The sequence below is a fragment of the Dolichospermum sp. UHCC 0352 genome (assembly GCF_009711925.1).
Classification (GTDB): Bacteria; Cyanobacteriota; Cyanobacteriia; order Cyanobacteriales; family Nostocaceae; genus Dolichospermum; species Dolichospermum lemmermannii.
Map to the genome: position 1 here is coordinate 26,652 of NZ_VIKY01000267.1, position 18,082 is coordinate 44,733.

18 protein-coding genes and 1 pseudogene are annotated in these 18,082 nt (G+C 36.6%); 9 read left to right on the forward strand and 10 right to left on the reverse strand.

The genetic code is table 11. From position 1 onward, the window contains the following. Positions 1-56: 56 nt before the first annotated feature. Positions 57-1,115 (forward strand): N-acetyl-gamma-glutamyl-phosphate reductase, encoded by a 1,059-nt coding sequence (gene argC / locus FJR06_RS19075; RefSeq protein WP_168652052.1) that lies wholly within the window; start codon positions 57-59, stop codon positions 1,113-1,115. Between the two features lie 205 nt (positions 1,116-1,320). Here argC and eno (FJR06_RS19080) read toward each other — a convergent pair whose 3' ends face one another. Then, positions 1,321-2,610 (reverse strand): phosphopyruvate hydratase, encoded by a 1,290-nt coding sequence (gene eno / locus FJR06_RS19080; RefSeq protein WP_168466113.1) that lies wholly within the window; start codon positions 2,608-2,610, stop codon positions 1,321-1,323. A 668-nt stretch (positions 2,611-3,278) separates the two neighbouring features. Here eno (FJR06_RS19080) and FJR06_RS19085 point away from each other — a divergent pair. The 4 genes from FJR06_RS19085 to FJR06_RS19100 all read left to right on the forward strand — a co-directional run bounded on the left by FJR06_RS19085 (position 3,279) and on the right by FJR06_RS19100 (position 7,731). Then, on the forward strand, positions 3,279-3,452 hold the full coding sequence (locus FJR06_RS19085; RefSeq protein WP_168652053.1) for a hypothetical protein: 174 nt from the start codon (positions 3,279-3,281) through the stop codon (positions 3,450-3,452). Between the two features lie 34 nt (positions 3,453-3,486). Beyond that, positions 3,487-3,861 (forward strand): hypothetical protein, encoded by a 375-nt coding sequence (locus FJR06_RS19090; protein ID WP_168652054.1) that lies wholly within the window; start codon positions 3,487-3,489, stop codon positions 3,859-3,861. An 81-nt stretch (positions 3,862-3,942) separates the two neighbouring features. Further along, a complete protein-coding gene (locus tag FJR06_RS19095) occupies positions 3,943-6,846 on the forward strand; it encodes a hypothetical protein (RefSeq protein ID WP_168652055.1) in 2,904 nt (967 codons plus the stop codon). 3 nt (positions 6,847-6,849) lie between these two features. Then, a complete protein-coding gene (locus FJR06_RS19100; protein WP_168652056.1) occupies positions 6,850-7,731 on the forward strand; it encodes a DMT family transporter in 882 nt (293 codons plus the stop codon). 372 nt (positions 7,732-8,103) lie between these two features. Here FJR06_RS19100 and FJR06_RS24785 read toward each other — a convergent pair whose 3' ends face one another. The 6 genes and pseudogenes from FJR06_RS24785 to FJR06_RS19125 form a co-directional block, all read right to left on the reverse strand. After that, positions 8,104-8,232 carry a hypothetical protein gene (locus tag FJR06_RS24785; RefSeq protein WP_256369520.1) on the reverse strand — a complete coding sequence of 43 codons (129 nt, stop codon included), beginning with the start codon at positions 8,230-8,232 and terminating at the stop codon, positions 8,104-8,106. A 27-nt stretch (positions 8,233-8,259) separates the two neighbouring features. Further along, complete coding sequence (locus FJR06_RS19105; RefSeq protein WP_168652057.1) at positions 8,260-8,595, reverse strand: XisI protein; 336 nt, start codon at positions 8,593-8,595, stop codon at positions 8,260-8,262. Further along, positions 8,583-9,002 carry an element excision factor XisH family protein gene (locus FJR06_RS19110; RefSeq protein WP_027400758.1) on the reverse strand — a complete coding sequence of 140 codons (420 nt, stop codon included), beginning with the start codon at positions 9,000-9,002 and terminating at the stop codon, positions 8,583-8,585. Before FJR06_RS19110 ends, FJR06_RS19105 begins: the two co-directional genes overlap by 13 nt. A gap of 33 nt (positions 9,003-9,035) precedes the next feature. Next, a pseudogene (eno, locus tag FJR06_RS19115) lies at positions 9,036-9,272 on the reverse strand (phosphopyruvate hydratase); the annotation flags it as partial. A 168-nt stretch (positions 9,273-9,440) separates the two neighbouring features. Beyond that, the gene (locus FJR06_RS19120; RefSeq protein ID WP_168652058.1) at positions 9,441-10,019 is read right to left on the reverse strand and encodes a Uma2 family endonuclease; all 579 of its coding nucleotides are present in this window, start codon (positions 10,017-10,019) and stop codon (positions 9,441-9,443) included. A 25-nt stretch (positions 10,020-10,044) separates the two neighbouring features. After that, entirely contained in the window at positions 10,045-10,629 is a 585-nt protein-coding gene (locus FJR06_RS19125; protein ID WP_168652059.1) for a Uma2 family endonuclease, read from the reverse strand. A 173-nt stretch (positions 10,630-10,802) separates the two neighbouring features. Between FJR06_RS19125 and gloA the strand changes: the two genes are divergently transcribed. From gloA to FJR06_RS19140, 3 genes are all read left to right on the forward strand, one after another. After that, positions 10,803-11,195 carry a lactoylglutathione lyase gene (gene gloA / locus FJR06_RS19130; protein ID WP_015080233.1) on the forward strand — a complete coding sequence of 131 codons (393 nt, stop codon included), beginning with the start codon at positions 10,803-10,805 and terminating at the stop codon, positions 11,193-11,195. A 92-nt stretch (positions 11,196-11,287) separates the two neighbouring features. Further along, entirely contained in the window at positions 11,288-13,906 is a 2,619-nt protein-coding gene (clpB, locus tag FJR06_RS19135) for an ATP-dependent chaperone ClpB (protein WP_168652060.1), read from the forward strand. A 30-nt stretch (positions 13,907-13,936) separates the two neighbouring features. Beyond that, complete coding sequence (locus FJR06_RS19140; protein WP_168652061.1) at positions 13,937-14,566, forward strand: methyltransferase domain-containing protein; 630 nt, start codon at positions 13,937-13,939, stop codon at positions 14,564-14,566. Positions 14,567-14,722: 156 nt separating this feature from the next. On the opposite strand, the gene FJR06_RS19145 is transcribed toward FJR06_RS19140, so the two are convergent. Next, on the reverse strand, positions 14,723-15,085 hold the full coding sequence (locus FJR06_RS19145) for a hypothetical protein (RefSeq protein WP_053541086.1): 363 nt from the start codon (positions 15,083-15,085) through the stop codon (positions 14,723-14,725). Positions 15,086-15,379: 294 nt separating this feature from the next. Then, a complete protein-coding gene (locus FJR06_RS19150) occupies positions 15,380-16,267 on the reverse strand; it encodes a DUF4351 domain-containing protein (RefSeq protein ID WP_168652062.1) in 888 nt (295 codons plus the stop codon). A 151-nt stretch (positions 16,268-16,418) separates the two neighbouring features. On the opposite strand from FJR06_RS19150, the gene FJR06_RS19155 reads away from it, so the two are divergent. Next, positions 16,419-17,033, forward strand: a complete 615-nt coding sequence (locus FJR06_RS19155; protein WP_168652063.1) for a hypothetical protein — start codon at positions 16,419-16,421, stop codon at positions 17,031-17,033. Positions 17,034-17,666: 633 nt separating this feature from the next. Here the strand turns inward: FJR06_RS19155 and FJR06_RS19160 are convergent. After that, a partial coding sequence (locus tag FJR06_RS19160; RefSeq protein ID WP_168652064.1) for a tetratricopeptide repeat protein occupies positions 17,667-18,082 on the reverse strand: 416 nt, incomplete at its 5' end.

Here is an 18,082-nt window from a genome sequence, read left to right on the forward strand (position 1 = left end):
GCTTGACTGCTGATGATTGATAATAGATAACTAAAAGTGGATAAGGATTTAAGATCATGGGAAATTTAAGACGCGTACCAGTTGGAATTGTTGGCGCGTCAGGGTATGGCGGAGTACAGCTAGTGCGACTGCTGATGGATCATCCTCAAGTGGAAATTGTTTATTTAGGTGGTGAAAGTAGTGCAGGTAAATCCTTTGCTGACCTTTACCCACAGTTCGGTAATATAGTAGATTTGCCCATTGAAGCAGTACAACCGGATATTATTGCTAGTCGTTGTGAAGTGGTATTTCTGTCTTTACCCAATGGACTGGCTTGCCAAATTGCTCCCCAACTTATAGAAAAAGGCTGCAAGGTACTGGATCTGAGTGCTGATTATCGCTTTGGTGATTTGAAAACTTATACAGATTGGTATGGTACAGAAAGAAGCGATCGCACCATAGCCGCGACAGCAGTTTATGGTCTACCAGAATTATACCGCGATCGCATTGCCGAATCAAATCTAATTGGCTGTCCCGGTTGCTATCCTACAGCCAGTTTACTGGCACTTTCCCCACTTTTAAAACAAGGGTTAATAGTCCCCGAAACAGCCATTATTGATGCCAAATCCGGCACATCTGGGGGCGGCAGACAAGCCAAAGTTAACCTGTTGTTAGCCGAAGCTGATAACTCTCTAGGTGCTTATAACGTTGGTAGACACCGCCACACGCCAGAAATTGAGCAGATATGTAGCGACTTGGCAGGTCATGACGTAAAAATCCAATTTACACCCCACCTCATCCCCATGGTGCGGGGGATTTTAGCCACTGTGTACGCCACTATGCGCGATCCCGGTTTAGTCCGTGATGACCTCATTACTATCTACAGTGCCTTTTATCGTAATTCCCCTTGGGTGAAAATCTGCAATAGTGGCACTTATCCCCAAACTAAATGGGCGTGTGGCAGTAACAATTGTTATATCGGCATAGAAGTTGACCCCCGCACTGGTCGCGTTATCGTCATGTCAGCCATTGACAACCTGATAAAAGGTCAAGCCGGACAAGCGATTCAGTGTATGAACCTGATGCTAGGCTGGGATGAAACCTTGGGATTACCTAAAATTGGGTTTTATCCTTAAAAGGGAACAGGGAACAGGGAAAAAGGGAACAGGGAACAGGGAACAGGGAACAGAAGGCAAGAGGCAAAAGTTAATATTCTCCCCCTGCTTCCCCTGCTTCCCCTGCTTCCCCTGCTTCCCCTGCTTCCCCTGCTTCCCCTACTTCCCCTGCTTCCCCTGCTTCCCCTGCTTTCTTCACTGTCACCTGTCACCTGTCACCTGTCACCTATTTCGGTCCTAAACCAACAGTACCAGCATAGACGGCGCGATCGCCTAATTCATGCTCAATGCGGAGGAGGCGATTGTATTTTGCTACCCGTTCACTGCGACACAGAGAACCGGTTTTAATTTGACCGGCGCGAGTAGCTACAGCTAAATCAGCAATTGTTGTATCTTCAGTTTCACCAGAACGATGGCTAATTACTGAACGGAAACCGTTGCGAGTGGCTAAATCAATGGTTTCCAAAGTTTCAGTTAGAGAACCGATTTGATTTAACTTAATCAAAATCGAGTTAGCGGCTTTTTGTTCAATGCCTTTTTGTAAGCGGGTAGCGTTAGTTACAAATAAATCATCACCCACTAATTGTACTTTTGAGCCAATTTTCTGAGTTAGTAATTGCCAACTTTGCCAATCTTCCTCATGTAAACCGTCTTCAATAGATACAATCGGATATTGGTCAACCAACTGACCTAAATAATCAATAAACTCAACAGGACTATGGGGTTTACCATCATAAACATACTGGCCATTTTTGTAAAATTCACTAGCAGCCACATCTAAAGCCAAGGCTACTTCCTCCCCGGGCTTATAACCAGCTTGTTTAATCGCTGCTACCAACAATTCTAAAGCTACCTGGTTAGATTCTAGGTTAGGTGCAAAACCACCTTCATCACCTACACCTGTCAGCAAACCTTTATCATCTAACACTTTGCTGAGAGTGGCAAATACTTCCGCACCCCAACGCAAAGCTTCTTTGAAAGAAGGCGCACCGATAGGGACAATCATAAACTCTTGAAAGTCAACGTTATTAGATGCGTGCGCTCCACCGTTGATCACATTCATTAAGGGGACTGGCAATAAATTCGCCAAAGGTCCACCCAAATAGCGATAGAGAGGAATATCTAAAGCTGCTGCACCTGCTTTGGCTGCTGCTAAAGAAATACCTAAAATGGCATTTGCGCCTAAGTTAGATTTGTTAGAAGAACCATCTGTAGCAATCATTGTCCGGTCTAACAATTCTTGGTTGAGGACATCCAACCCTAATAATTTGGGTGCTAATATCTCATTGGCGTTTTTTACCGCCGTGAGGACTCCTTTACCACCATAACGGCTTTTATCCCCATCTCTCAGTTCATGAGCCTCAAATGTGCCTGTGGAAGCACCGCTAGGAACTTGCGCGAGTCCGACTGCACCACCAGCTAAATGTACTTCCGCTTCTAGTGTAGGTCTTCCCCGTGAGTCGAGGATTTCGCGGGAAACAATGGCTTCAATAGCAGTGTCTAGAAATTTAGTCATTCGTGGTTTGTCCTTGATTTTGAGTATGTCGTCAGGGTTAACCTTTACAGTTTACTAATAACCCAATCGTTAGTTTATGTGTTTCTGGGGGAAAATCGGCTGACATTAAAGAAGATTTCCAATCACGACGGGTGGTAATGATCCCTGAGTATGGAAGGAAACACGGAATTTGTCAGAATCAGGATTTTTAGGATTAAAGGATGTACAGGATTATTTATTGATACTTTATTTTGTCAGAATCAGGATTTCTAGGATTAAAGAATGTACAGGATTCTTTATTGATAGTTTGCTTGTTTTGAATACATAAATTGCCATTTTTAATATTTATGTACAAAATTCTGTAAATCCTCACATCCTGGACATCCTGATTCAGACAGATATTCCTAAATTTATATATTTGAGATTATTGGTATCTCTTATCGAATCTATTGTATTAGCTGAGATTTTAATCAATTCCAGACTATTTTGTGCTTGAGTGCTGTAAATATTTCACCCAAATATAGAATCTATGACACTAGCAGGGGAAACGCATCTTATCAATAATGACCAAACTATTCGCATTAACGACCACTTATTGACAATATTTTTTTTAGCCCATCACTGTCATACTGAAAAAATCAATCAAACGATAAATAGGAATTTCTTGGTTTATACATTAAAACGGTATTTTGTCAATAAGATTTAGATGCGTTTCCCCTGGACGCAGTACATTGACAGCCTCTGCTGAAGTAAGAGAGAAGGCACGAATAGCTTTACTTGGGTTAGGATATACACAACAAGTATTAGCTGATTTTCTTGAACTATCATTACAAAAAGAGGAATTAGGGTTTCTGGTTTTATAGTGGTATATGTATTCCCCTAGTAGTGGAGGCTAAAATGGCTATCCCATTTATATTTCAAACTCTTGGATCTTTCGTTATCTTAGGTTTATACAGGCGGTTTGTATCCACACCAATGAATGAAGCTTTATACAGGCTGGAAATTGTTAATCTTAATATTCTTTTAAAAGCTTTGGACTATTACGAGTCCGAAAAGGGTAGATCAAAATCCACAGAAAACATTCGTGAATTTGCTGATGATGCTTTGTCTGGTTATCGGGGTGCGTCTGAGGTAGGTATTGGAGGTGATGGCAATTTTAATAGCATTAAAGAGGCTGAAAAAAACTTCAACGATGCCGCAAATAGTTTTAAAAAATTGCCAGAATATCAAAAGTATCTAGATAAAGCCTACGCTGATGTCAAAAGTATCTAGATAAAGCCTACGTAAACCTTGAGATTAAGTAATAGCCTTTATGATCGCTGCTCTTGTACATCAGTTTTAAGGAGTGTAACTATGTCAGTAACTTACCCTTCACAGAAGATTAAGTCTAAAACTTTGGAGACAATTACAGAGGTAATAATTGATGGTGAAAAACTGGAAATTCTCACGGACAACAAATTAGGCATTCAGGAAATAAAGGTTGTTAATGATGGGGAAGTCATTAATGTTATTACTGATGCTGTTCAGGTATCTGATTATGAAAATAAGATTTTCGATGCAGTTATCCAGTCTGGGATTCCTGAAAATCTAATTCAATTGGCTAATTCTTTAAAGTTTCAGTCTAAGGTTGATAATGCAGATAATTCTTCTTGTATTCAGACTATTGTGAGTACGATAGATGGAACAAGAATATTGGAGATTGCCCTGCTTATTGAGAATGATGAGAGTCGAAATATTGAAGTTACATTTAATGATAGTAAATGGAATATAGCGGTTAATCAGGACGATAAAAATTTGGTCAAGTATGCTCGAATTTTAAAATATAAATTGTCAGCAATTCCAGAGACAGTATTCTCTATTAGTTTTGAGCAGTTATTGTTAGTTTCTGAGTTGGGTAAACCGATTATGGAAACACCTCTTAAGGATATGATCGAGTCTTATGTTGAATATCCTAATTTTCCACCCTTAACTCCTGATGATGACGAATATAGACAATGGAGATATGATGATGATAGACCCTCTAAATGGCCAAAAGAAAGAAAATATCTATACGAAAAGAAACAAAACGAGCTTTTCTTTAAAATAAGATGTTTCAAATGTGACAAGTCTAAGGATTATACGTATTTTCATACATATTACTGTCCTCTTAAAGATAATCCTGCTTATTATGATTATAATTTACGTGCTAAATGGCTGGATAAGTATTCAGATAATCCACATGAATACATAATAGGAGATGATGAAATTTGTGATAATTTACGGTTTCAAGAAAAAAAGTTTATCGATGATTTTCAGCAAATAAAATTTGATTATTTGAACGAATGTAAAAAAATATTTAATCATCAAAATAAAATATCAACTAGTGATTTTGAGTCTGAAAAAATAGTTTTCATTTTGTCTCTTCTTTTAAAGTTGTCAACTCTTCAGAATAAACTAAAAATTAATTGTGAACGTCATCACTTATTCGTTTATCAATCTACATTGTGGCCTGGGAGAGCTCTCTCTTTTTATAAGGATGATTCCACTCATAAAGAAATAGGTATTAATTTTATAACTGAAGTAAACTCCAAAAGGATGTCAGAATATATTAATAAGATATTAATAAATCTTGACGCTGTATCAGGAACTCGACTTTTTTCTTCTATTGCTGAACAAATCACTGATTTTAAAGACATCCTAGACAATTCTGAAAATTTATCTAGTCCAGACTTTTACCAACGTATCTATCAACAAACAGTCAAATCATTTCAAAATAATCCAGAAAAAATTGAGATCATCTTAGCAGACTTCTATAAACTTACTCAAGAATCTATTTTTGCTTCAAGTTTTACTATTTTAAATACAGCCAAGACAAATTTTATCAACGCCATCAAACCAAAATCTTCTATAATCTTAGAAACAACTATTCAAATAAATAGTGTCTTTCCCGAAACTATTACTGGAATTTTTATCGCCAGCGATGAACCCAATACAGATACCCAATTAAACATTATTGTCACAGAAAATAGCCAAAGAATTATCAACAGTCAAAATATTGCTAACTATCAAAATAAACTCTTTCAAGAGTTATTCTCAGAAGTCGTTGATCCTGATCAAATTTTAGATTTTACTAACACATTAAAATTCCTCACCAAGCAAAGCTCTAATAATCAATATACAGGAACTTTATCCAGTAATGATGAAAGTTACCAAATCAACTATCGTCTTATCCCCACACATCAAAATCAATATACATTGCATCTTCAATCCGCACAATTTAACTGGAGTAATAGCTATCAAGTTAACCTAGATGAACAGACTTTTGTTAATTTCCTTAACAGATTAGATTCAGAATTAGTAGATTTTATCCAGTCTCTTGAAAACGCAGAAACCTTACTCAGTAAAGCTATTACATTAACCCCCTATCCTGAAAGTAATTTTTATTCTGGCTACTTAACAACCCAAAATCAGAACAATAAAATTGATTACCGAATTGATATTGATCCTCAAAATCATCAAACCAGTTTTGCATTAACGACGAATAACCATACATGGAATTATAAACTCGATACCTCGAACATTAACCACAGAAACTTAATCAAGCATATTAATCCTAGTTTTGCTCTCCAAATCGAAGGGGATGAAGCCTTAAATGCGCTGTTAAATAACGACCATATACAAGCCATTCTCATTTGTCGCCATAACAATACCTCTAAAGATGCCGTTTCCATTTATTCCGAAGCATCTAATTCTTCATCTGAGCTAACCGTATTAATTGAGACTTCTAATACTGATCCATCGTTACACAATATTCTAGATGATTCACAAGTTGTGCGGATTGAAAAACATTACTTAGAAAATTCTTATCACTATAAGCTGTCCTTTCCTAACTACGATTCAAACGCGAAACAAATCAAGTTGACTCAGAAAATTACTTCATCAGAAAAAATTCAAGTGCAAACCACAGAAACCAATCCCGTAAGAATATTAGATGTTCAAGGAAATGTTCAAATTAGTCATCATAGCGAGCAAGTGTCCTCTGAAATCAAAGAAGTTGAGCATGAAGGCTTTGTCGAAGATGCTAATTTTACCTATCACGCTTCTGGACAATTAATTATCATCAATTTACCAGAAAGTATCATCGTTGAGCATTATGTTAAACCTCCTATTCAAAATATATTAAACGGTTTAGAAGAATCCTTTATTACATTAAGTTCTGGGGATAAAATTACATTTCTAGCTGATAATTTAGCAAAACTAACAATTAGGCTTTATTAGACAATGACTTGGTTATACTTCTCACTGGCGGCGGCTACCTTTGAATCTCTGCGAGATGTCTTTAGTAAAATTGTGACAAATAAGAGCGATCGCCCTTTGGATGAATATTTAGTTGCTTGGGGATTAAGAGCTTTTACCCTGATTATTTATATCCCTTGGTTATTATTATCTCCCCAACCTATTCCTGATATTGGCAAAGATTTTTGGTGGGCTTTGTTAGCAGATGCTACTTTATCCACAGTTGGCGGCATTTTATATATGAGGGCTTTGCGCTTAGGAGACTTGTCATTAACTGTTCCCTTAATGGGTTTTTCTCCCCTATTTTTAGTGATAGCTTCTCCCTTTACTCTGGGAGAACTGCCGAATAATATACAGATAATTAGTATTAGTTTAATTTGTCTAGGTGCTTATTTTTTAAATTTAAAACCCAAAGAAAATAACTATTTTGCCCCTTTATTATCTATAATCAATACCCAATCATCGCGGTTAATGATTATAGTAGCAGCACTCTGGGCATTAACAACATCCCTTGACAAAATAGGAGCTAAAAATTCTTCTCCTTTGGTATTTTCGGCTGCTTTGTATTTTTGTACAGCATTAATGATGTTACCGATAGTTGTGGTTTTCTCGCCCAATTGGTTTTTTCAACTAAGAACAAATTTCTCTAAATTGGTTTTATTGGGAAGTTTGAAAGCAGTAGATATGTGGTGTCATGTAACTGCTGTAGGGTTAACGGTAGCAGCTAATTCTGTTGCTGTCAGACAAACTAGCCTATTGATGGGTGTAGGATTCGGTTATCTGATATTTAAGGAAAAAAACATCAGAACAAGGTTGTTCGGTAGTGCAATTATGGTGTTAGGAATTTGTTTATTAACTTTCTCCTAATCTGTATCTTGTGGATTTAAAGCGATCGCTCTTGTTCAAGAGGGTGATGTGCCTAGCTCACCGAAGGAATCATATTTGAACCTACATTTCCATTTCACAAATATGGATATATTACGCACAAACCAAATTTTACAGATAACCTAAAAAAAATAGTTGGAATGGCTTTTGAGTATCTTTTAGAAAGTCATAAAAATGCAAAAAATGGAAATCCAATAGATCCACAACCTACTAATGATTTATTTTGTTTGAATTGTGGTAGTACCAGCGTAAATCTTCACCCAAAACAAGGGGCAGAAAAATACACAGCAGACTGTAGAACTTGTCGACATCAAACACACATAAACTATTGCTGAAAGTGTCATACACAACTATTTAAACATGGCTATTATTGGGACTATCATAAAACATCTGTTTGGAGTAGCTTTGATATTCATTGTCCCAATTGCGGTATGGCATTTGCAGATAAACCGTGAAATTTGCAGATGAACTGATTTTTGACATCTGACGCACCGTAGTAATGGCTGTGTTCTAAGCTACAGAAAAATCTGTAAACTGCCGATATTCAGGACGAATAAACCCTAAAATAATATCATCCTTTTCTACTCCTAATTCCAATAATTCCCCAGTTATTCCCCTTTCTGTACCATCCCATTCAATGCAGATTTTCCCATCAATAATTCGCAAATGAAACACCACTGCATGAACTCTACCTGTTTTATCCCAACCTGTATCCATTAACAAATAATTATCAGATTCTTGATCACAAATACATAAAGCCTCAATTTTTCCATGACTAGGTTTATACTTAGCGTGATTTCCAACAATACTAATTATAATTCTTCTGTATTTTTCTAACTTATCCATTGTACAATTACCTCCTGAATTGGATCGAAAATAATGTAATTAATCTGCTGTTGATCACTTAAAATATCTTGAATAGCTGGTTTAAGAAAAAAGTCTTGATAAGCAGCTTCAGGAATCGCTAAATATAATTTACGTTCTGGATTGATTCTTTTAATTAAACTAACATAAATATTATATTGTCCTAATGTTTTTTCTAATTCTGTAATTAAAGAAGGGCTATTAAAAACTTTTATTTCAATTACAATCTTTTGCTGCATCTTCTGGGCAGCAAATAATTTTTCTGCTCCTAAATCAGCATATAAACGCAAGCCTTTGTATTCTAGTATAAAGGGGTCATCGGTAATTACCCATCCATCTTTGGTTAGAGCATTTTTAACTTGATTGTGATATAAATCGTACTGTGGCATTACTAAATCAAGAATATTAACTTTAGCCTAACAAAAACCACCTTCATCACCCACACCTGTCAGCAAACTCTTATTATCTAACACTTTGCTGAGAGTGGCAAATACTTCCGCACCCCAACGCAAAGCTTCTTTGAAAGAAGGCGCACCGATAGGGACAATCATAAACTCTTGAAAGTCAACGTTATTAGATGCGTGCGCTCCACCGTTGATCACATTCATTAAGGGGACTGGCAATAAATTCGCCAAAGGTCCACCTAAATAGCGAATTAAATCTTCTACAATAACTAAAGCTTGTTCATTTTCTGCTTCAGTCTTGATAATTTTGGGAAGATATGTTGTTAATAATTCCTTGTATTTCTCTGGATTAAAAGTAAGGGTCATTTTTCTACTCTCTTACTATTCTAAAACTAATAACGTGCATCTTCCTGTTTATTTGGTTTACCAAATTTTACTCATATTCAAAACAAACCCCGGTAAAATAGGATCACAACTCACAGTATCAGGATTTTCTAAACACTCTTCTGTTTGTCCAGGACGATAAATATAAACTCGGCGATTTCTGCGGTCAATTAATAAACCTAATTGGATTCCTGGTTCTTGCATATATTCCTGCATTTTATCTTTTAAAGGCTGCAAATTATCAGAAGCTGACCTTAATTCAATCACAAAATCAGGACAAATAGGTGCAAATTTCTCTTGTTGTGTAGGTGTGAGTTGATTCCATCTTTCTAACTTTACCCAAGCAGCATCAGGAGAACGTTTCGCACCGGTAGACAGTGTAAATCCTGTACTAGAATCGAAACAAATACCTGTGTTATCTTTTTCTGACCAAACATATAATTGTCCAGCTAAGTTAAAATTACGATTTCCTGTTGCTGAACCTGCGGGTGACATAATTGATATATCTCCAAATCTATTTTTCTCAATTCGTAAATCACGGTTTAGTTGACAAAATTCAAAAAATTGATCATCTGTCATTGATGAAGGCATTTGTAACATTAAAGGAGATGAAAGCATGATAATTTCCTTCTGTTTATTTGGTTTACCAAATTTTACCCATATTCAAAACAAACCCTGGTAAAATAATATCACAACTCACAGTATCAGGATTTTCTAAACACTCTTCTATTTGTCCAGGACGATAAATATAAACTCGACGATTTTTGCGGTCAATTAATAACCCTAATTGGATTCCTGGTTCTTGCATATATTCCTGCATTTTCTCTTTTAAAGGCTGCAAATTATCAGAAGCTGACCTTAATTCAATCACAAAATCAGGACAAATAGGTGCAAATTTCTGTTGTTGTGTAGGTGTGAGTTGATTCCATCTTGCTAATTTTATCCAGGAAGCATCAGGAGAACGTATTGCACCTGTGGAAAGTGTAAATCCCGCACTGGAAGAAAAGCCAATTCCTGAACCATTTTCATCTGACCAAATTGCTAACTGTCCAATAATATGAAATTCTCGATTTCCCGTTTCTGAATCAACAGGTGGCATAATTAATATATTTCCGAATTCATTCCTCTCAATGCGTAAATCACGGTTTTCTTGACAGAAATCAAAAAATTCTTCATCTGTCATTTGCATTGATGAGGGAAAATGTAATATCAAAGGTGATGAAATCATAATTATTTCCTCCATCTGAAATTAAAATCAATTTTACCACAATCTCTTGCTGAAATTGGTCAAGATAGAATTATCAACGATTTGGCAATCAAAAGCAGGATTAAACGCAAGTATCGTGAAAATTCCTGATCAGATATAAGATATAAAATATAAGAATTGAATAAAGGGTAAATATGCGATTACTACATACAATGCTGCGGGTAGGTAATTTAGAAGAGTCCTTAACATTTTACTGTGATGTACTGGGAATGAAGTTACTCCGTCGGAAAGATTATCCAGCGGGAGAATTTACCCTGGCTTTTGTCGGTTATGGAGAAGAAAGTGATCATTCAGTTTTAGAACTCACCCACAACTGGGGCGTAGAAAAGTATGATTTAGGTAGTGCCTATGGTCATATCGCCTTGGGTGTGCATAATATTTACGCTACCTGTGAGACCATTGGACAACTGGGTGGTAAAGTAGTCCGAGAACCAGGACCAATGAAACATGGTTCAACGGTAATTGCTTTTGTGGAAGATCCAGATGGTTATAAAGTTGAATTGATTCAATTAAAAACTCCAGAATAATTTAGGGTAGAGGGTAGGAAGATAACTTCTTTATCCATTACCCAATTCCCCCCTAAACTTAAATTACAAGTCTAAAATCTAAAATTTTACAAATGCAGCCTACAGATCCTGATAAATTTACTGATACAGCCTGGGAAGCGGTAACAAAATCCCAAGACGTGGTTCGTGCTTATAAACAACAACAATTAGAAGTTGAACATTTAATTCTCGCCCTTTTAGAAGAACCTACCAGCCTAGCTACAGCCATTCTCACCCGTGCGGAAGTTGATTCTGTGCGGTTTAAACAACAACTAGAGGCTTTTACCCAACGTCAACCGAAAGTTGGAAAAAGTGATCAACTTTACCTGGGGCGAAATTTAGATTTACTTTTAGATAAAGCCGATGAAATTAGAGCCAAAATGAGAGAGGAGGAAATCTCAGAAGGGCATATAATTTTAGCGTTTGGTAATGATGAACGGGTTGGTAGAAGATTATTTAAAAGCTTAAATATAGATATTGCTCAAGTAGAACTTGGGGTTAAATCTGTTCGCGCTACTCCCAAAATCAAAGCATCTCCAAAAGCAGAAGCGGATGTGCAAGAGGAAGCTTTAAAAAGATTTGGACGAGATTTGACAGAACAAGCCAAAGCAGGAAAATTAGATCCTGTGATTGGGAGAGATGATGAAATTCGCCGGGTAATTCAGGTATTGTCTCGACGTAGTAAAAATAACCCTGTGTTAATTGGTGAGCCAGGAGTTGGCAAAACTGCGATCGCTGAAGCATTAGCCCAAAGAATGGTAAATGGCGACGTTCCTGAGTCTTTAAAGAATCGCCAATTGATTTCCTTGGATATCGGTAGTTTGATTGCAGGAGCAAAATACAGAGGTGAATTTGAAGACCGTTTAAAAAATGTCCTCCGTGAAGTTACGGAATCAAACGGGCAAGTAGTTTTATTTATTGATGAACTGCATACCGTAGTCGGGGCTGGTTCTAATCAACAAGGGTCAATGGATGCCGGAAATTTGCTTAAACCTATGTTGGCGCGGGGCGAGTTGCGTTGTATTGGGGCAACCACTTTAGATGAATATCGCAAATTTATTGAAAAAGATGCAGCATTAGAAAGACGTTTTCAACAAGTATATGTAGATCAACCAACAGTAGAAAATACAATTTCGATTTTGCGAGGTTTGAAAGGGCGTTATGAAGTGCATCATAACGTCAAAATTTCCGATTCCGCTTTAGTGGCTGCCGCAACTTTATCAGCGCGTTACATTGCCGATAGATTTCTACCAGACAAAGCTATTGACCTAGTTGATGAAGCCGCAGCGAAATTAAAAATGGAGATTACATCCAAACCTGCGGAATTAGAAACCATTGACCGGCGCTTAATGCAGCTAGAAATGGAAAAGCTGTCATTATCTGGAGAAGAACAGAGTATTTCTCCAACTAGAGAACGATTAGAACGAATTGAACAAGAAATTGCCAGTTTAACAGTTAAACAGCAAATATTTAATGAACAATGGCAAGGGGAAAAGCAGATTTTAGAATCTATCAGCGGGTTAAAGAAAGAAGAAGATGCCATGCGGGTGCAAATTGAACAAGCAGAACGAGACTATGATTTAAACAAAGCCGCTCAATTGAAGTACGGTAAGTTAGAAGGTGTGCAACGAGAACGAGAAGTTAAAGAAGCGAAACTTTTAGAAATGCAAACTCAAGGTTCGACTTTGTTGCGCGAACAAGTCACCGAAGCCGATATTGCCGAAATTGTCGCTAAATGGACAGGAATCCCTGTAAATCGCCTTTTGGAATCAGAACGGCAAAAATTACTGCAATTAGAAAGTCATTTGCATGAACGGGTAATTGGTCAAGAAGAAGCCGTTTCCGCCGTCTCTGCGGCGATTCGTCGCGCCCGTGCGGGGATGAAAGACCCCTCTCGCCCCATTGGTTCATTCTTGTTTATGGGACCAACTGGCGTGGGTAAAACCGAACTCGCCCGCGCCTTAGCTCAATTTCTCTTTGATTCTGATGATGCTTTAGTGCGTTTAGATATGTCTGAATACATGGAAAAACACTCAGTTTCCCGCTTGGTGGGTGCGCCTCCCGGATATGTGGGTTATGAAGAAGGGGGACAACTTTCGGAAGCAATTCGCAGACATCCTTACTCGGTGGTGCTGTTAGATGAAGTGGAAAAAGCCCACCCCGATGTATTTAATATCTTGTTGCAAGTTTTAGATGATGGTAGAGTTACTGATTCCCAAGGACGGGCTGTAGATTTTCGGAATACTGTCATAGTCATGACTAGCAACATCGGCAGTGAACATATTTTGGATGTATCTGGGGATGATTCTAAGTATGATTTGATGCGTAATAAGGTGATGGAAGGTTTGCGAAGTCACTTCCGTCCCGAATTTCTCAACCGCATAGATGACTTAATTCTTTTCCACGCTCTTAATCGTTCAGAAATGGGGCATATTATCCGTATTCAACTCAAACGGGTGGAAAATCTGCTCAAAGAACAGAAAATCTCTTTCGAGATATCCCAGTCCGCTTGTGATCATCTTGTGGAAGCTGGTTATGATCCTGTTTATGGCGCACGTCCATTAAAACGCTCAATTCAGCGCGAGGTAGAAAATCCTCTGGCTACGAAGTTACTGGAAAATACTTTTGTTTCTGGTGATACTATCATCATTGATAAGGCTGAAACTGGGTTAAGTTTTAGTAAAAAACTTTAAGCATTTTCATTAGTAAATAGGGGGCTTTCTATGGAATTGATTTCTTCTTTAGGGATTACAAGTTCGCAATATCTTTCCAAGGAAAGATTTATTAGTTATCATCATCAGTCGCGGTTATTGTTTTCCTTGGGTAGTCAAGTTAAAAATGTTCTAGAAATTGGTATTTTTAATTCTTTGTTTACAGAAATACTCCGACAAAATAACTATAACGTAACTACGGCGGATATTGATCCTAGTCTCAAACCAGATATAATGTTGGATTTGACGGCGGACTTTATACTACCAAAAGATAAGTTTGATGCAATTGTTCTGTTTCAGGTATTAGAACATTTTCCTTATGAAAAATCTGAATTAGCATTGCAAAAACTCGCCGCAATTACTAAGAAATATTTGGTGATTTCGATTCCCAATGCTACTGAATATCTATCATTGCAAATCAAAACTTCTTTTCTACTTAAAGCCAGACATTTACTCTGGGAAATTCCCCAATTTTGGAGTACAACACCACTTTGTGATGAACATTATTGGGAATTGGGATTGAAAGGATATCCCAAAAAGCGGTTTTTGGAATCTGTTGCTAAAGCTGGTTTGATAGTGAGGGAAGAATATGTTGATCCTACTTTCCCATATCACTACTTTTTGATCTTAGAAAAAATATAAGTGCGATCGCTTGTCTAATACCAATTCTGTATAAAGATGCCCCAAATTTAGAAAGGAACGAACCACAGAGGCACAGAGAACACAGAGGAGGAAAAGACAAGGTTACAAAATTCAACGCAGCTTCATAAAGAAATGGTATAAGATCATGAGAATATCCTACTCGGTTTTCTTTTTGGTGGGACGTTTCCGTTCTGATTTCTTCTTGAAACCTACTGCTTGGGCTGCATCACTATCTGACCCAAATTGACCTTTTACTGCTTCTTTCATGGCTAAAACAGCATTATGGAACTCCCATTCTGCTTGTTTGGCTGCATCTGCGGAGGCTTTAAATAATGCTTGTTTTTCGGTTTCTTCTTGTTGTCTTGTCACCATTTCTGCATAAGCTTTTTGTAATGCTTCCGGTGTGGCTGCTACACGAGCAGTGGTATAACCGGAGACGGCTTTGAGTCCGTTGTAAGAATCTATATCTTGCTGGAGGTTGCTAGGGGTGATGCGGCGACTAGTATCTGGGGCTGGCATGATAACTTTGTTGTTAAAAATATTTGTATCAGTTTACTATACAATGTGTATTTATGGCAATACGTTATTTAGATTTTTTATTTGAGTAGATTTGGATTGCTAAACAATGCTTGTGTATTGATATCTAATCTTTTTGTTTTTTTATGCAATGCTTAAAGAATAAATGACAATGATTTAAAATTACAATTTAATCTTTTTAGTATTGTTAATATTAAGTTATTATGCTTGATGCAATACAATTGAGGGCGGGGTTTCCCCGCCCCTACGGGTTTTATGGTATATGGCTATATCTGTTTATTGTGGTTTTTGTTGCTTTAACCAAGTTTCTAAATCAGCAAGTTGTGAAAAATCTAACAAAGCATCTGCTAAATTTTCTAGTTGTTCTATAGACAATAATTGAATTTGCTCGATTAATGAGGATTTAATTTCACCAAATCGGCGATTTAATTGCCGTAAAATCAAATGTTCTTCACCATCTCGTCTAGCTTGTTGTTTATCTCGTTGATAAAATGGTGCTAACCGCATAATTAACTCCTTATCTTCTGGTTCTGAACTGTTATTGATCTTTAAAGTCTGTTGGAGGTTGTAAAGCAATTCTAACGTTGCTTGTTGGAATGGGTAATTAGTTGGTAATGTTTCTAATTCATCAATTGCTCTTTTTTGTACTGTTTCCCGTCCTAATAGTCTTAACCATAGGGTTTCGGGTGTACGTGGTAATTGATGAATGGCGACAATGGCTGTATTCAAGTAATCTGCTAAAAAGTAGATTCCTGCTGGCCAATTGGGGTTTTCTATGGCTCTAAAGCCGGATAATAGGGTTTGTGATGCTGTTGGTGTCAGAACCCATAGTTTAGGTGTTTCTATGGTAGCTATGGGGTTTTTATTCCGTTTTGCTTCTCGTTGTAATGCACCTCTCACTTCTAATGATTTTAACAAACAATCACAGATTTCTTCTTTGCTTGCTGGATTGCGAAAGGGTTCAAAGATAGCAGGTGTAGCTGCTAGTTTACCTAACAATCCTAATATCTCGATGTCGGCGGTTTGTGTGCTGACGGGGGAAAATAATACATCTATTTCCCTGATTTCTCCAGCTAAATGGCTGGGTGCTTCAACTTGTCCAAAGGGTTTTAGTAGTTCTTCTAAATAGTCTTTGGCAAATTGGTCATGGATAAAGCGGGTCACAATTGGTTCTATTTAGATTCTGAAGATAGATTTTGTTGATTAAGTTTACAATAACAGGTATTAAATCATAAAATAAAAACTATAATTAAGTAAGACTACAAATAAAAACAATCCTTAAATTACTATACAATAAACAGGTACTAAAAATAAAATGCCAAAAACAAACATCATTAATCCAGAACAGTCTTATACTTTTGCTGATTATTTTAAACTTAACTTTGCTCCACAAGATATTTTAGCTTATTTTAATGTTTCTCTTCAACGTCGCTCTTTAAAATTACCTCAATCTACTCATACTTTTGATCGTTTAACTGATCTAAAAGCACGTATTGAAGAAGTTTTACCTCGTCTTAGTCTGACTAGTGAAATGGCTCGAAGGGAATTTCTGATTGCTCCAGTTTTAACAGATGTACTGCACTATACTCAAGCTACGCTTAATATTGAATATCCGATTGTTGTTAATAATCAATTAAAGGGTTCTTTAGATTATTTAATGCAAAACTGCCAAGTTTTTCTAGTTGTTGAAGCTAAAAATGAAGACTTAGAAAAAGGTTTTTTGCAATTAGCAATTGAACTAATTGCTCTTGATCAATGGATTGAATCAGACAAGAATATTTTACATGGTGCAGTTTCTACAGGCAATATTTGGCAGTTTGGGAAATTTGATCGTCAGTCTCGTACAGTAACTCAAGACCTTGATTTATATCGTGTTCCGGCTGACTTGGAGGATTTATTGCGAATTTTAGTGGAAATTTTGGAATCTTAATGATTTTTATACTACTTCATTTTAAAAATTATTTAAGATAGTTCTTCCTTATCAATTTCAGTATAACATATTTAAAATGAGATGTCAATAGGTTTATTACCTTTTTTTTGTGATGAGTTATGAATGGATGATGAGAGTATTTTTTTGGATTGTTATCTGATGCTTTGGGAATAATTGTCTGATAGCGCGGATTAGGTTGTTTGCTATGATAAGAGTCACTAAAATCCGTGAAATCAGTGCAATCCGTCTAATCCGTGATTCAGACCCTATTTTATTTTTTTCAAAATGAGAATTGCTGAGGATTTACAGGATTATATGTATAAGAGTAATTATTGTGGATGATTTATGGGATTTACTTTAATTATTGCCTCATTTTCTATCTAGGCAGTTTTCTATCTATGGTTTTTGTAGTTGTTCTCAATGGTTTTTGGTAAGTTAATGATGAATTACGCAAAGCAGAATTAGTTTTGTGAGAGTTTCCCACAAAATCGCACTATATTTATTTAACTCAAGCATGATTTTCTTCAGGGTTTTAGTAATTTACCAAGTATTTTGACACTTGTAATCCTGTAAATCCTATAATCCTGGACATCCTGATTCAGACAATTTTATGATTGCATTACAAACCTGTTTTTATGTATCGCCATCAGATGCTTCTGTTTGCTGTTGCAAAGATTCTCGAATAGATGACAATAGTTCAGGATTATTTTCTATTCTTTCTAGTAAGGTTAACGCTGTTTCATTATTAAGTTCAGGAAGGTTTGCTTGTTGTGCAAGCACTTGGAGAATACCAAACAAGGTTTCTATATTACAATGTAAAAGTCCCGTTATATACAAGCTTTTTACTGTAACTGCTGCATTTTGCGTATTAGGATGTTCATTACCTAATCTGTTTTGATATATTACCAATGCTTGTTTAGCTAAATTTTTAGCTTCTGAATATTTACCTTGAGACTCATACAATAGTGCCAAATTATTCAGACTTTGTGCGACATCGGGATGATCATCACCTAATTGGCGTTTTCTGATATCTAAAGATTGCAAATAAA